Source organism: Sphingobium sp. TomTYG72 (assembly GCF_055394715.1).
On record NZ_AP027336.1, the window covers coordinates 1806131 to 1820491 of the forward strand.

Consider the following 14361-nt stretch of genomic DNA (forward strand, 5'->3'; position numbering starts at 1 on the left):
CCCAATTGAGCCTCCTCGGGCGCTAGCGCATAACAAGGCGAGCCGGGGAGTCGCGTGACAACGTGCCAGCGTCGTCCCCGTTCAGGCAAAGCGGCATAAAGCCGCAGCGGGAAGAGGTTACGCATGACGGCATTGTCCGAGCCGAAGACGAGACAGGTAAACGTATCGATCCGCAAGGCGCTTGAGGCAGCGCTGGAAAGGGGCGCACTCCCGGGCGAAAGCGAGGATTTCGATCATGAGGCGGCGGTAGCCGCAGCCGCCTTCCTCGGCCGCACCGCCGATGTCCGCAAACCGGGCCAACTCGCCATTGCCATCGAAACACTCGGCGAAGGCGCGACCGGCCGCTACATGCGGATCGCCATCGTCAATGACGACATGCCCTTTCTGGTGGATTCGATCGCCAATGCGCTGGCATCGCATGACGTCACCATCTACCGCCTGCTTCACCCCGTCCTCTCGATCGACCGCAGCGACGCGGGCAAGCTGACCGCCATTCTGGACGACGAAGCCCCCAGCGCCCGCCGCGAATCGATGATCTATATCGAAGCGGACCGCGCCGATGCGAAGGGCCGCCGTGCGCTGGAAAAATCGCTGCGCCAGACGCTGACCGATGTCCGCGCTGCCGTTGCCGACTGGCCGAAGATGCGCGACGCCATGAGCCGGGACGCGGACGCCATCCCCGACGGTGAAGGGGCCGCGCTCCTTCGCTGGTTCCTCGCCCGCCACTTCACGCAAACGGGCCACGAACGCCGCCTTCGCAACGGCAAGGCGGAAGATCAGCTGGGCATCTGCACGCTGGATGACACACCACTGCTCGCGCCCGCTTCGCTCGAAGCGGCCTTCACCTGGTTTGAAGAGGGTAAGCGCAATCCCCTCATCATCAAATCGAACAAGCTTTCGCGCGTCCATCGCGCCGTCCTGCTCGACCTCATCATCGTGCCGGTGCGGGAAGGGAAGCAGGTGGTCGCCCTTTCGATTCACGCGGGCATGTGGACCAGCGCGGCTCTGTCGGCCAGCCCCGACAAGGTGCCGCTGCTGCGATCCGCGTTGTCCGCGCTGATGGACAAGTTCGGATTCGATCCCGGCGGCCATGCGGGCAAAGTGCTCGTTCACGCGCTCACCGCCCTGCCGCACGACATATTGATCGGCTTCGATCATGAAACGCTGGAACGGCTCGCGCTCACCTTCATGTCGCTGACCGATCGGCCGCGTCCAAAGCTGGCGCTCGGCACCAGCGCCCTCCCCCGCCATCTCTACGCCTTCGCCTGGCTGCCGCGCGACGAACTGACCACCGCTCGCCGCCTCGCCGTGCAGGACATGCTCTCGCAGGCGGCCCATGCCCCCGTGCTCAGCTGGTCGATCGCGCTTGAGGAAAGCGGCCTTGCCCTGCTGCGCATCACGCTCGACCTGCGCGATGGCGGCGTGGTGCCTGACGAGGTGCCGCTCGACCGCCAATTGAAGCAAATGGTGCGCGGCTGGCTGCCCGCCGTCGAGGAAGCGCTGGCCGAAACCGAAGAGCCCGGCCGCGCCGCCGCGCTTGCCCAACGCTATGCGCCCGGCTTTCCCATGGCCTATCGCAACGGCGCTGGTCCAGCCGAAGCAGCGATCGACATCCGCTTGCTCCACGGCCTTGGCGGCCCCGGCGACAAGTCGATCCGCATCTACCGCAATGGTGAAGACACGCCCGAACAGCTGCGTTTGAAGCTCTACAGCCACGATGTGATCGCCCTGTCGGAAGTCGTCCCGGCGTTCGAAAATTTCGGCTTCCGCGTCATCGATGAAATGACGACAGCGGTCGATGGCGGCGCACAGGGCCATGTGCAGCGCTTCGTCCTTGAACTCCCCACGGGCGGCAGCGGCGATGCAGTCGTCGCTCGCGCCGACATAGTGACCGAAGCGATCGCGCAGGTTCTGGAAGGCCGCGCCGAAAATGACCGGTTCAACGAACTGATCGTGACGGCAGGTCTCGCCCCCCATGCCGTCGTCCTGTTCCGCGCGCTGTTCCGCTATCTGCGCCAGACCGGCATGGCCTATAGCATGGCGACCTTCGCCGAAACGCTTCGCCGGGAACAGGAGATTGCCCGCCAGCTCATCACCCTGTTCGAGGCACTGCATGACCCCGCCGCAAAGGACGGCCCGGCCCGTGCCGAACAGGCGCAGGCCGCCATCAATGCGGGCCTCGAAAAGGTCAGCGCGATCGACGAAGACCGGGTTCTGCGCCTGCTGCGCGCCGTCATCACCGCCACACTGCGCACCAATTTCTTCAGCAACGCCGCCGCCGAAGCGCTCGCCTTCAAACTCGACAGCGCGCAGGTGCCCGGCCTGCCTGCACCGCTGCCTTGGCGCGAAATCTGGGTCTACTCCCCCCGCGTTGAGGGCATCCACCTGCGCGCGGGGCCGATCGCACGCGGCGGCCTGCGCTGGTCCGACCGGCGCGACGATTTCCGCACCGAAATACTCGGCCTGATGAAGGCGCAGCGGGTCAAGAATGCCGTCATCGTGCCGACCGGGGCAAAGGGCGGCTTCTACCCCAAGCAGCTTCCAAGCCCGCAGGTCGATCGCGACGCATGGATGGCGGAGGGCACCGAAAGCTACCGCATCTTCATCCGGGCGCTACTGTCGGTCACCGACAATATCGTGAAGGGCAAGGTCCGCCATCCCGCGCAGACCGTCATTCACGACGGCGACGATCCCTATTTCGTGGTCGCGGCGGACAAGGGCACGGCCACCTTCAGCGACGTCGCCAACGCCATCGCGCTGGATCACGACTTCTGGCTGGGCGATGCCTTCGCCAGCGGCGGATCGCATGGCTATGATCACAAGGCGATGGGCATCACCGCGCGCGGCGCGTGGATCAGCGTCCGGCGGCACTTCGCCGAAATGGGCATCGATGTGCAGAGCGAGCCGGTCAGCGTCGTCGGCTGCGGCGACATGTCGGGCGATGTGTTCGGCAACGGCATGCTGCTGTCGAAGGCGATCCGCCTCGTCGCAGCATTCGACCATCGCCACATCTTCCTCGATCCGGACCCCGATCCGGCGAAAAGCTGGGAGGAACGCAACCGCCTGTTCCAACTGCCCCGGTCCAGCTGGGACGATTATGACAAGTCGCTGATCTCAAAAGGCGGCGGCGTATTTCCCCGCACATTGAAAAGCATCCCGCTGAGCCCTCAGGTTCAGGCAATGCTGGGCGTCACCGAAACCGAAATGGAACCGGCGGCGCTCATCAGCGCCATCCTCAAAAGCCCTGCCGACCTGTTGTGGTTCGGCGGCATCGGCACCTATGTGAAGTCCGCTGCGCAAAGCCATGGCGATGTGGGCGATCCCGCCAATGACCGCCTGCGCGTCAATGCGGAGGATTTGCGCGTCAAGGTCGTCGGTGAAGGCGCCAATCTCGGCGTCACCCAGGCCGCGCGCATCACCTTTTCGCTGCGCGGGGGCCGGATAAACACGGACTTCATCGACAATTCGGCGGGCGTCGATTGCTCGGATAATGAAGTGAACATCAAGATCGCGCTCAATCAGGAAATGGCGGAAGGCCGCCTGACCTTCGACGCACGCAACAAGCTGCTCGAAAGCATGACCGATGCCGTGGCCGACATCGTGCTGGAGGATAACCGCCTTCAGGTGCTGGGCCTGTCCATCGCCGAATCCGGTGGAACGGCGGACCTCGCCAGCTATGTCCGGCTGATCGAAACCTTCGAGGAAAGCGGGCGGCTCGACCGGCAGGTGGAGGGTCTTGCCGCCAATGACATGCTGCTTCGGCGTGGACAGGATGGTCTTGGCCTTACCCGGCCCGAACTGGCCGTCCTGCTCTCCACGGCCAAGCTCGCGCTACAGGATGCCATCGAACAGGGGCAACTTGCCCTCGACCCCAGCATGGGTCCTGAACTCGCGGCGGCTTTCCCGCCCGCCATGCAAAAGAAGGAGGCGGACGCCATTGCCGCCCACGCTCTTGCAAAGGAAATCGTCGCGACCAAAGTCGCCAACCGCATCGTCAATCGCCTCGGCCTCATCCACCCCTTCGAACTCGCCGAAGAAGAAGGCTGCTCGCTCGCCGATCTGGCCAGCGCCTTCCTGATTGCGGAGCGTCTCTATGACATCGGCACGCTCTGGGCCGACATCGACGCCGCCGTTATGTCGGAGGCGGCGCGCCTCGCCCTGTTCGCCGACGTCGCCAATGGCGTGCGGATACAGATTGCCGACATTTTGCGCAGCCTTCCCACCGGGACTCTGCCCGGCGCCGGTCACGCCCTGCTTGCCAGCGGCGTCGAAAAGCTGGCCCGCGATGTCGATGACCTCCTCACCAGCGAAGCCCTGCGCCGCACCAATGCCGTCATCGACCGCCTCCTCGCCCTGGGCGCGCCGAAAGATCTTGTGCGCCGCACCGCCGGTCTGTTCAAGCTGGACGGCGCCGTCGGCATCGCCGCGCTTGCGGTGCGGCTAAAGGTCGATGAAGTCGCCCTTACCCGCGCCTTCACCCATCTGGGCGAAACGGTCGGCATCGACTGGGTGCAGTCAACCGCCGCCCGCATGGCCCCCAGCGATCCATGGGAAAGGCTGCTCATCTCCGGCGTCGCCCGCGACATGCAGCAGGTCCGTCTCGACTTCCTGGAACAGGGCGGCAAATCCAACGGCAAGGACATCCTCGCCCATGTCGACGCATGGCTCGCCGAAAAGCAGCCCCGCATCACCCAATTCCGCGCCCTGGTCCACCGCGCCAAGGCGGCTGCGGCACCCAACGTCGCCATGCTCGCGGAAATAGCGGGGCAAGCAAGGGGACTATTGGGGCGCTAATAGCGCCCCCCCCCTCAACAGCATTTCATCCCAGCCTCTACCGTCATCCCAGCGAAAGCTGGGATCTCGTGCCCCGCCACGCGCCCTAGAGCTTCGTGCTTTATATCGGCTCCACCCCTATTAATGCCGTTCGCCCTGAGCCTGTCGAAGGGTTCTACTTCTTTTTTAGGAAGAGGAGGGCTTCGACATTTGAACGAGGCAAGTGACTCGTTCAAACAACCCGAACGGGGCTGGGCGATTCAGATTAAAGGCCCGATGCCCTATCCCACCCCAACCCCTACACTTTAATACAATTTCCGCCCTCTCCGCGTTTGCAATTGCGAGTCGTTCGCGTTATCCGGTCCACCTCATCATCAGGACCGACCCTCCCAATGCACGCCCCTGCCCGTCTCCAGCCCAAGAAAAAGAAGAAGACCTTCTGGCTGAAGCAACTGCATAGCTGGCACTGGATCAGTTCCGCGATCAGCCTGATCGGCCTGTTGCTCTTTGCCTTCACCGGCATCACCCTCAACCACGCCGCCGATGTCGAAGCCTCACCGCAAACCATCGAAAAGTCCGCGACCCTTCCCGCGCCGCTCCTGAAACAAGTCGCTCCCGACAATCGCCCCGACAGCAAAAAGCCGCTCCCCGCGCCCATCGCCACCTGGGTCGAAAAGGAAATCGGCACTCGCGCAGCGGGCGAAGCTGAATGGTCCGCCGACGAAATCTACCTCGCCCTCCCCCGCCCCGGCGGCGACGGCTGGGTCTCCATCGACCGGCAGAGCGGCGCAGTGACCAGCGAAAGCACCAGCCGCGGCTGGATCAGCTATTTGAACGACCTCCACAAGGGCCGCAACACCGGCACCGTCTGGAAATGGTTCATCGACATCTTCGCCGTCGCTTGTTTCGTTTTCGCAATGACTGGCCTCCTCCTCCTCCAGCTCCACGCCGCCAAGCGCCCCAGCACCTGGCCCATCGTCGGGGCAGGCCTCATCATCCCAACCGTTTTAATTCTCCTTTTCCTTCATTAATTCAGGGGACCAGCAGCACATGCAAAGCCGCTACAAACTCATCCTCGGCAGCAGCGCCGCCTTCGGCGCCGCCGCAATCCCCGCCACCGCCCAGACGCTGAACGTCAACGTCGCCATCCCGCGCCTTTCCGTCGCCGAATATCACCGCCCCTACGTCGCCATCTGGCTGGAAAAGAAAGGCGCCACCCCGCGCACCCTGTCGGTCTGGTATGATATCGACAAGGCGAAGGGCGAAGGCACCAAATGGCTCCGCGACCTGCGCCAATGGTGGCGCGTCTCCGGCCGATCGCTGAAAGTCCCCGCGGATGGCATCACCGGAGCAACCCGCGCCCCCGGTGATCAGAAGGTCGCCTTCACGCCAGGCAAAGGCCCGCTCGGCCAACTCTCACCCGGCAACTACACGTTAGTGGTGGAAGCCGCGCGCGAAGTCGGCGGCCGCGAACTGCTCCGCCTGCCTTTCAGCTGGCCCGCAAAGCCAGGCACCGTGATCCGCGCAAAGGGCAACAATGAATTGGGGCAGGTCAGCCTCAGCGTCAGCAAATAAGGGGACTGTCATGAAAGCCAAATATCTGATCGCAGCGACCTTCGCCACGCTGATGACCACCAGCGCTGCCCAGGCCCACCGCCAGTGGATGCTGCCGTCCTCGACCACCTTGTCCGGTGCGGATAGCTGGGTCACGGTCGACGCAGCGGTCTCAAACGACCTCTTCTATTTCGAACATATGCCCATGCGCACCGACGCGGTCGCGGTGACGCAGCCCGACGGCTCGGCAGGCAAGATCGAGAACGCCGCGACCGGCAAATATCGCTCCACCTTCGATGTTCACTTGACGCAGCCCGGCACATATCGCGTCGCCAGCGTGTCGACCGGAGTCATGGGCAGCTACACCCTCAACGGCGAAGTAAAGCGCCTGCCCCGGGGCACGACCAAGGAGAAATTGGCCGAAGCGATCCCAGCCGGAGCCACCAACATCCAGACGGTCGAAGCCACCAACCGCAACGAGATTTTCCTGACGCTGGGAGCGCCTACCACCACCATATTCAAGCCGACCGGCGTTGGCATCGAATTGGTGCCCGTCACCCATCCAAACGACCTGGTGGCAGGCGAAGCGGCGACCTTCCAGTTCCTTCTCGACGGGAAGCCCGCTACGGATCTCAAGGTAACGGTAATCCCCGGCGGTATCCGCTATCGCGACACGTTGGGCCAGCAGGATCTGGTTACCGGCAAGGACGGGAAAGTTTCGATCAGCTGGCCGCAGCCTGGCATGTACTGGCTGAACGCCACAGTCGGCGAAAATCGCGAAGGTGGCGAAGGCGCTCAGGCGACGTCGCCCGCTGCTCCTGCACCGCGCCGCGCATCCTATGTCACCACCTTGGAAGTACTGGCCCCCTGACCGGCGTTCGCATCGCCATTCCTGACATGCCGCCCCCGCAGCCCCCATCGGCTCAGCGGGGCGGAACGGGATATATCACGGATCTTTCCGGACCGACCATGGGCACAAGCTGGTCGGCCCGGATCGTCGATGCTCCACCCGGCTGCGCGAGCGCAATCGATGACGCACTGTCTCGCGTCATCGCCCAGATGAGCAACTGGGAAGCAAATTCTGACATCAGCCGCTTCAATGCACTGCCGGTCGGGACGTGGGCACCGCTTCCGTCAGACATGATGACGGTGCTCAAAGCCGGGTTGGACATGGCTCGCCTTTCCGGCGGCGCATTTGACCCAGCGATCGGACAGATGGTCGAACGCTGGGGTTTCGGCCCATCGGGCATAACAGGCCCGGAAATAGTGCCTGCGCATCCTGCACCCTGGACCATGGTCGAGATCGCGGATCAAAGCACCCGCCGCCTTGCTGACGTGAAGCTGGACTTTTCTGGCATCGCAAAGGGGTTCGCAGTCGATGCCGTTTCAGAATCTCTCCGCGATCTCGGAGCTCGCCATTTTCTGGTCGAGATCGGCGGGGAATTACGCGGCGATGGGCTCAAGCCCGATCATCAGCCCTGGTGGGTTGATGTCGACGCGCCGCCGGGCCTCACAGTGCCCACCCTCCGCATCGCCTTGTTCGGCCTGTCTGTAGCCACTTCGGGCGATTATGTTCGCTTCCAAACCGAGGACGGCGCGCACCTGTCTCACAGCATCGATCCGGCAACTGGCAGACCCATCGCCAATGATGTCGCGTCGGTCACAGTCCTACACGAAAGCGCGATGCTGGCAGATGCTTGGGCGACTGCCATCACGATCTTGGGGCATGAGCGCGGCATGGCATTGGCGACGCGTCATGATGTTGCCGCACGCCTCATTCTCCGCATCGAAGACGGCGCCCAGGAATATATGACGCCAGCTCTAGCCTCGATGCTCGATTAGGCGAGCCAGCCGCTTCAGGCGTCTGCCCATCGCCGCAGCAGATTGTGATAGACGCCCGTCAAGCGGATCACCTGGACATTGTCATGTCCAAGATCGACGGCCAGAGCCTGTATGCTGCTGTCCAGGTCGAACATCATCTGACGCGCAGCATCGTCCCGCACCATTGATTGTAGCCAGAAAAAACTGGCAATCCGCCGCCCGCGCGTCACCGGCTCAACGCGATGAAGCGACGACGAAGGGTACAAAACCGCATGGCCCGCCGGTAGCTTCACCTGCTGCACGCCGAAATTGGTCTCGACGGTCAATTCGCCGCCATCATAGCTTTGCGGGTCCTCCAGGAAGACGGTGATCGAGAGGTCGGATCGTACCCTGAAGCCGGTGCCCGTTTGCACCCGGACAGCATTATCCACATGCACCCCAAATGCTTGCCCGCCCTCATAGCTGTTGAACAGGGGCGGGAATATCTTGAGCGGCAACGCAGCAGCGATAAATAACGGCGAGCGTCCCAATGCTTCCAAAATGATCTGCCCCGCTTGCTGAGATTCTGGAGCTTCCTCAGGCAGTTGCATGTTGCGCTTGGCAAGTGCCGACTGATGACCTGAGGTCACATTGCCGTCGATCCATTGCGCGGCGTCGATGAGCGTCCGGACGCGCTGCACAGTGGCAGGATCGAGTAAGTCGGGGATAACTGTCAGCATGTCGGAAACTCTATCAGCGCCGATTGTTCACGTATCTGCGCTGCGCAGGACGAAGGGGATTTCAACGACGCCCTTAACCCGCACCGGCTGGCCGTCCCGGACCATCGGCTTCCACCGCCAGCTTCGCACCGCTTCGCGCGCCGCAGCGTCCAGACGGGGAAAGCCGCTGCTCTGTGCTATAGTCAGGCTTTCCACAGCCCCATCGACGCCCAGCGTCAGGGACAGAATGACAGTTCCCTGCTCACGCTTGCGACGGCTTTCGATCGGATAGCGCGGCGGCTTACCCGCCACCATCTGCGTCGCTAGGTCGCCCCCCTGAACGGTACTCGGCGAGGCAGGAACCGTCGGCGCGGCAAGCACAGGCGCCCGGATTACAACAGGCGTTGGAGGAACCGGGACTGGAGAAGGATCAGGCGTAGTAGCGATCGGCACCGGCGGAACTGGCACTTGAACCAGCGGCGGAGGCGCCACTAACGGAGGCGCAGATGGCGGAGGCGGTGGCGTCTCCGCAGCGGGCGGCGGTGGAGGCGGCATCAAGTTCACGACCGACAGGCGGGCTTCGCGGACGTGCTGAATATGTTGTCGGGCGTGAATGAGCGCGAAGATCAAAACACCGTGAATGAGGATGATGAGCAAGATCGTGGGCAAATTGATCTGGCGTCGTTCACCATAGCGCGAAGCATCGGCTGCCGGAACCTCCGGCACCTGGCTGCTGGGAGATGGTGTCGGGCTAAGTGGCGGAGAAACGGAAGATGCAGCATCATCTGCAATGTACCGTTCCGCTGCATCGAACATGCCACTTTCCCTTTCACGGCGATCCCCCGCAGAACAGGCACATAACGCCGGTCCTAATGCGAATCAATCGCACCCCTCTTATTTCTTCCGCAACGGGCGGATGGCGATCCGAGGAGGAGTGCATCGCCATCCGCCTTTCCCCCGGCAAGGGACGATGCCGGGGGAGGGTGGTCATTAGAAAGTGTAGTTCAGGCTCAGCACTGCGGATCGGGTCGCTGCGGGCTGCGCCCAGCTGCCGTTCACATTGTTGCGCACAGTCGTCACATACTTCTCGTTGGTGAAGTTCTGGACGTTGAGCTGCGCCTTAAGATTTTCGGTGATCGGGTAGTTCGCCATGAACCGATGGATGGTGTAGCTCGGCACATGATAGCCGACATAGTTGCCTGCCACGAGCTGCGCCAGCGTCGGCTGGTTCAGCAGGAACTTACCCTGGTAGGTTATGCCGTAACCCAGTTCCAGACCGAAGCCGAAGCGATAGGTGGTGAACAGGCTGCCTGAATGCTTGGGAGTATTCGTAAGCGAATAGCCACGAGTGGGATCAAGGAAATCGGCGTTGTTAGCGCAGTTGCCTGCCGTCGTGCTGGTCGATCCCGGATTATCGAGGCAGAAGTCGGACACGCCCTGCCGGATCTTGCTCTTCAGATACATGTAGTTGGCGGAAATCGTCCAGTTGCTGGTGATATTGCCCGATGCGCCCAACGAAATGCCCTCGACCCGCTGGTGACCATCGGTCGCCTGATCGGGAAGGAGTACATTGCCGGACACAACCTTGATCTGGTTACGATCATTGCGGAAGGCCGCAGCGGTCAGCAGCAGTTTGGCGTCGAACAGGTCAGCCTTGACGCCGATCTCGTAGTTCTTGGTCGTTTCCGGCTTCACGTTGCAGGTCCCGCCGCCGGTGCCCGTGTCGATGGCGCAGGAGCCGTCAACCGACGCCTTCGAAGGCAGCTTCGAATTGCCATAGGCGACATAGAGGCTGGTATTGGGCGTGGGCTTCACGACCAGACCAACCCGATAGGACAAGAGGTTATCGTCAAATTTCGCCGGGGCCGATACGCCGGTCGGGTTACCCAGGGTGGCAGAACCAGCAACCGTATCGAAGCTAACGTTCTTGCTGCTTCCCTTCACCTTCTCATAACGGATACCGCCGTTGAGTTCGAGCCAATCCGTGAACTTCATCGCATCGAACAGATAGGCGGCGTAACTTGTCTGCTCACCCAACGCCCTCGTCGCCCGGATGAAGTTGATGGGGCCGACATAGTTGTTGCTGCCATAGACGAAGCCTGCCGGACCCTGCACCACTTCACCGGGGTTGGAGATGCTGACGAGCGGATAGGAGGTCGCGAACGGGTTTGTGCCATCGGCCGCACGCAGGCTGTTTCCGGCAAGCTGGTTATATTTTTCCCACAATGCAGACGCACCGAGGACCAGCGTGTGTTCAATCCCGCCCGTCGCGAAATCTGCGCTGAGATCAATCTGGTTATAGGCAGTTTCGTTGTTGATGAAGCGTGTATTGCCTCGCCCGTTGCCGCGGTTTGGCATGAAATAGCCGGGGGCGACCGTTGCCGCACAAGCGGATCCATCAGGTTGTACGCCCGAAGACAGGCAGAAGTCGCCTGTCGGCTGGCTGGTGATGGTATTCTGGCTGATCTTTTCATATCGCGTCAGGTTACGCACCTTCAAGCTGTCGCTGAACGCATGGCTGAAGATCGCCTGCAACGACTTGGTCTTGCTGTCCTGCTTGTCGATATTGGCAAAGCCATAATAGCCCGAGCGGTCAAACTCATCCAAGATGCCACCCTGCGCCGGATAATAGCGCAGCCCATATTGCGGCATCGCATCGTCATCCAGATACTCGCCCTGCAAGGTCAGGCTGGTCGGACTGTCGATGCCGATCGTGATCGCAGGCGCGATGCCCCAGCGCTTGTAATTTTCGACGTCGCGGCCAGGCACGTCATTTTCATGATACACCGCGTTGATGCGCACCGCGATCAGGTCGTTGATGCGCTTGTTCGCATCCACCGTCGCACGGTAATAATTGTCGGTGCCGATCCCCGCGTTCAGGATCGTCTGGTCATCCGCCAGCGGCCGCTTGGTCACGAGGTTAATCGTACCCGCAACCGAACCGCCGCCGTTCATCACGGAGTTCGCTCCGTTGGTGACTTCGACCTGCTCGATATTATAGACTTCGTTGCGGTTCAGGAATGCGCCCGATCGGACGCCGTCGACGGTAACGTCGTTCTTCGCGTCCTGACCGCGCATGATGATGCGGTCGCCATAACCGAAACCGCCCTCGCCAGCACCGAAGGTGATGCCTGGCACGGTCGACAGCACGTCACGCAGGGTGAGCAGATTCTGCTGTTGAATCGTTTCCTTGTTGATCACTGTGATCGTCTGGGGCGTGTCCAGCAACGGACGCACATATTTGGGGGACTCCGCGCGTTCAACCTTGATCTCCGAGGCATCGATTGCGGTGTCCGTCACAGTCATCCCGCCCAGCTTGGGTACGGGTGTACCGTCTTGCGCGTGGGCGGCCGAAGCAAAGGCGATTGCGCTCACGCAGCCAAGCGCCAGGAAGGACGGGATCGATTTGGAACTGCTGGACATCAAACGAAAACCCCTTTTCTCACTAATCGTCAGGGGCCAGCTATTGCGAATTGTTCGCAGAGTCAACGCTATTGCGAATAATTATTATTGTCGGGCACCGCATTAGCGAAGAGCCAGCATCGTATCGCGCTGGCCAAATTAGGCGGGCTTGGAGCCGCCAGCCGCGCAAGATCAATCTGTGCGATCAAGGCATTGAGAGGCAAACTCTCTCGCACAGCGACCGTGCGGAGAGCCTGCCAGAATATGGGTTCAAGACTGATGGCAGTCTGATGCCCCGCAATCGTCACGCTTCGCTTGACGGGAGGTGAGAAGGGCGACCCGGTTGGCGGCGCCGCGCCTTCACTGTGGTCGCCCTGCGCCATCAATACATATGCTGCCCGCCGTTGATCGACATCGTGCTCCCCGTGACGAAGCCCGCCTCTTCGCTGCACAAAAAGGCTACGCCGCGTGCGATCTCTTCGGCCTGGCCGAGGCGGCCGACCGGGATCTTGGCAACGATCTTCTCCAGAACCGGAGCAGGCACCGCAGCCACCATGTCGGTGTCGATATAGCCCGGCGCGATCGCGTTGACGGTAACGCCGAACTTCGCCCCTTCCTGCGCCAGCGCCTTGGTAAAGCCATGGATGCCGGACTTGGCGGCGGCATAGTTTACCTGCCCATATTGGCCAGCCTGACCATTGATGGAACCGATATTGACGATCCGCCCCCATGCTCTTTCCCGCATGCCCCCGAAGGTCGCCTTGGCCATGTTGAAACAACCGCCAAGGTTGATGCGCATCACCTCATTCCAGTCGTCGAAGCTCATCTTGGCAAGCACGCCGTCGCGGGTGATGCCCGCGTTATTGACGACGATATCGACGGGCCCCAGCCTTTCGGCAACCGCTGCACAACCGTCCAGACAAGCCTGATGATCTCCCACATCCCAGCGGAAGGCTTCAATGCCTGTCCTCTCCGTGAAGTCCCGCGCCTTTTCATCGTTTCCGGCATAATTGGCCGCGACTTTGCAACCCAGTTGCTTGAGCGCGAGGCTAATCGCTTCCCCGATGCCGCGTGTTCCGCCCGTTACGATGGCAACTCTGTCCATAATCCCCTCCATGTTGAACTGGACGAAACGCTTCCTGAACCCAACCAGCCAGTTCGCGGCCGATCAGTTCGCGGTAAAGAATGATAGCTTCTGGCGATGCGTTCAAACAGCGCAAATGGGTGAACGCCTGGCCTCCAGCCGCCAAAAATTCTTCCTGCCCCCGGATAGCGATTTCCTCCAACGTCTCCAGACAATCGGCCGAAAAACCGGGGGTAAGCACAGCAACGGATCGAACGCCCTGCCCGGGAAGCTCCCGCAACGTCTCATCCGTTGCTGGACCGAGCCATTTCGCTCGCCCGAATCGTGATTGGAACGATAGCCTCACTTCTCTGCCAAGCGCTTCCTGCAGCAGACTAGCGGTGGCACGGCACTGATCATAATAGGGATCACCCAAATCGCGCGTTCGTTCAGGCATTCCATGGAAGCTGGCCACGAGCAGATCCGGTTTGAAGTCCAGTTTAGCCAGTTGGCTTTCGGTCGAACTGCGCAGCGCCTCGATATAGGCTGCTTCCGCAAAATATGGAGGCAATGTGCGGATGGCTGGCTGGGCTCGCAGGTCAGCCAAAGTGGCATAGCAGGCGTCCAGAGCGGTGGCCGTCGTCGCCGCGCAATATTGCGGGTAAAGCGGAGCCAGCAGGACGCGGTCGCATCCGGCGGCGATCATCGCATTCAGCCGTTCGGCGATGGACGGTGATCCATAGCGCATGGCCCAATCCACCCTAACCTCCGACCCGGTAATTTTCTGGAGTGCGGCAGCAGTTTCACAAGTATAAACGGCGAGCGGCGACCCCTTGTCTGTCCACACTTCCTGGTAAGCCTTCGCGGACTTGGCCGGGCGCGTAAGAAAGATAGGACCGCGCAATATCGGCTGCCACAGAAGCTGAGGGATTTCCACCACCCGCGGATCAGACAGAAACTCACCCAGATAACGCCGCACGGACGCCGCGTCCGGTGCGTCGGGCGTACCGAGATTGATGATAAGGACGCCGATATTTTCCATATTCAATG

11 protein-coding genes are annotated in these 14361 nt (G+C 61.7%); 5 read left to right on the plus strand and 6 right to left on the minus strand.

The annotated features are described in order from the left end of the window. Positions 1–123 precede the first annotated feature (123 nt). The 5 genes from ACZ5U1_RS08945 to ACZ5U1_RS08965 all read left to right on the plus strand — a co-directional run bounded on the left by ACZ5U1_RS08945 (position 124) and on the right by ACZ5U1_RS08965 (position 8169). Positions 124–4794 (plus strand): NAD-glutamate dehydrogenase, encoded by a 4671-nt coding sequence (locus ACZ5U1_RS08945; RefSeq protein WP_464778111.1) that lies wholly within the window; start codon positions 124–126, stop codon positions 4792–4794. A 371-nt stretch (positions 4795–5165) separates the two neighbouring features. After that, the gene (locus ACZ5U1_RS08950) at positions 5166–5804 is read left to right on the plus strand and encodes a PepSY-associated TM helix domain-containing protein (protein ID WP_464778112.1); all 639 of its coding nucleotides are present in this window, start codon (positions 5166–5168) and stop codon (positions 5802–5804) included. Between the two features lie 19 nt (positions 5805–5823). Next, on the plus strand, positions 5824–6348 hold the full coding sequence (locus tag ACZ5U1_RS08955) for a DUF2271 domain-containing protein (RefSeq protein ID WP_464778113.1): 525 nt from the start codon (positions 5824–5826) through the stop codon (positions 6346–6348). A gap of 10 nt (positions 6349–6358) precedes the next feature. Then, the gene (locus ACZ5U1_RS08960; protein WP_464778114.1) at positions 6359–7198 is read left to right on the plus strand and encodes a DUF4198 domain-containing protein; all 840 of its coding nucleotides are present in this window, start codon (positions 6359–6361) and stop codon (positions 7196–7198) included. A 98-nt stretch (positions 7199–7296) separates the two neighbouring features. After that, entirely contained in the window at positions 7297–8169 is an 873-nt protein-coding gene (locus ACZ5U1_RS08965) for an FAD:protein FMN transferase (protein ID WP_464778115.1), read from the plus strand. Between the two features lie 14 nt (positions 8170–8183). Here ACZ5U1_RS08965 and ACZ5U1_RS08970 read toward each other — a convergent pair whose 3' ends face one another. The 6 genes from ACZ5U1_RS08970 to hemH all read right to left on the minus strand — a co-directional run bounded on the left by ACZ5U1_RS08970 (position 8184) and on the right by hemH (position 14353). Then, on the minus strand, positions 8184–8867 hold the full coding sequence (locus ACZ5U1_RS08970; RefSeq protein ID WP_464778116.1) for a Fe2+-dependent dioxygenase: 684 nt from the start codon (positions 8865–8867) through the stop codon (positions 8184–8186). Positions 8868–8894: 27 nt separating this feature from the next. Next, on the minus strand, positions 8895–9662 hold the full coding sequence (locus ACZ5U1_RS08975) for an energy transducer TonB (protein ID WP_464778117.1): 768 nt from the start codon (positions 9660–9662) through the stop codon (positions 8895–8897). A 174-nt stretch (positions 9663–9836) separates the two neighbouring features. After that, positions 9837–12269 carry a TonB-dependent receptor gene (locus ACZ5U1_RS08980; protein ID WP_464778118.1) on the minus strand — a complete coding sequence of 811 codons (2433 nt, stop codon included), beginning with the start codon at positions 12267–12269 and terminating at the stop codon, positions 9837–9839. A gap of 68 nt (positions 12270–12337) precedes the next feature. Then, positions 12338–12631, minus strand: a complete 294-nt coding sequence (locus tag ACZ5U1_RS08985; RefSeq protein WP_449474024.1) for a ribbon-helix-helix domain-containing protein — start codon at positions 12629–12631, stop codon at positions 12338–12340. Beyond that, positions 12631–13353 (minus strand): acetoacetyl-CoA reductase, encoded by a 723-nt coding sequence (phbB, locus tag ACZ5U1_RS08990; RefSeq protein WP_449474026.1) that lies wholly within the window; start codon positions 13351–13353, stop codon positions 12631–12633. The genes ACZ5U1_RS08985 and phbB overlap by 1 nt, the downstream gene beginning before the upstream one ends. Next, positions 13298–14353 carry a ferrochelatase gene (hemH, locus tag ACZ5U1_RS08995; RefSeq protein ID WP_464780003.1) on the minus strand — a complete coding sequence of 352 codons (1056 nt, stop codon included), beginning with the start codon at positions 14351–14353 and terminating at the stop codon, positions 13298–13300. The genes phbB and hemH overlap by 56 nt, the downstream gene beginning before the upstream one ends. Between the last annotated feature and the right edge of the window lie 8 nt (positions 14354–14361).

What these genes read in the sequence shown, in the direction of transcription:
- phbB (WP_449474026.1), bottom strand. Translation starts at nt 13,353, where the DNA reads ATGGACAGAGTTGCCATCGTAACGGGCGGAACACGCGGCATCGGGGAA.
- ACZ5U1_RS08945 (WP_464778111.1), top strand. Translation starts at nt 124, where the DNA reads ATGACGGCATTGTCCGAGCCGAAGACGAGACAGGTAAACGTATCGATC.
- ACZ5U1_RS08980 (WP_464778118.1), bottom strand. Translation starts at nt 12,269, where the DNA reads ATGTCCAGCAGTTCCAAATCGATCCCGTCCTTCCTGGCGCTTGGCTGC.
- hemH (WP_464780003.1), bottom strand. Translation starts at nt 14,353, where the DNA reads ATGGAAAATATCGGCGTCCTTATCATCAATCTCGGTACGCCCGACGCA.
- ACZ5U1_RS08975 (WP_464778117.1), bottom strand. Translation starts at nt 9,662, where the DNA reads ATGTTCGATGCAGCGGAACGGTACATTGCAGATGATGCTGCATCTTCC.
- ACZ5U1_RS08950 (WP_464778112.1), top strand. Translation starts at nt 5,166, where the DNA reads ATGCACGCCCCTGCCCGTCTCCAGCCCAAGAAAAAGAAGAAGACCTTC.
- ACZ5U1_RS08955 (WP_464778113.1), top strand. Translation starts at nt 5,824, where the DNA reads ATGCAAAGCCGCTACAAACTCATCCTCGGCAGCAGCGCCGCCTTCGGC.
- ACZ5U1_RS08965 (WP_464778115.1), top strand. Translation starts at nt 7,297, where the DNA reads ATGGGCACAAGCTGGTCGGCCCGGATCGTCGATGCTCCACCCGGCTGC.
- ACZ5U1_RS08960 (WP_464778114.1), top strand. Translation starts at nt 6,359, where the DNA reads ATGAAAGCCAAATATCTGATCGCAGCGACCTTCGCCACGCTGATGACC.
- ACZ5U1_RS08970 (WP_464778116.1), bottom strand. Translation starts at nt 8,867, where the DNA reads ATGCTGACAGTTATCCCCGACTTACTCGATCCTGCCACTGTGCAGCGC.
- ACZ5U1_RS08985 (WP_449474024.1), bottom strand. Translation starts at nt 12,631, where the DNA reads ATGGCGCAGGGCGACCACAGTGAAGGCGCGGCGCCGCCAACCGGGTCG.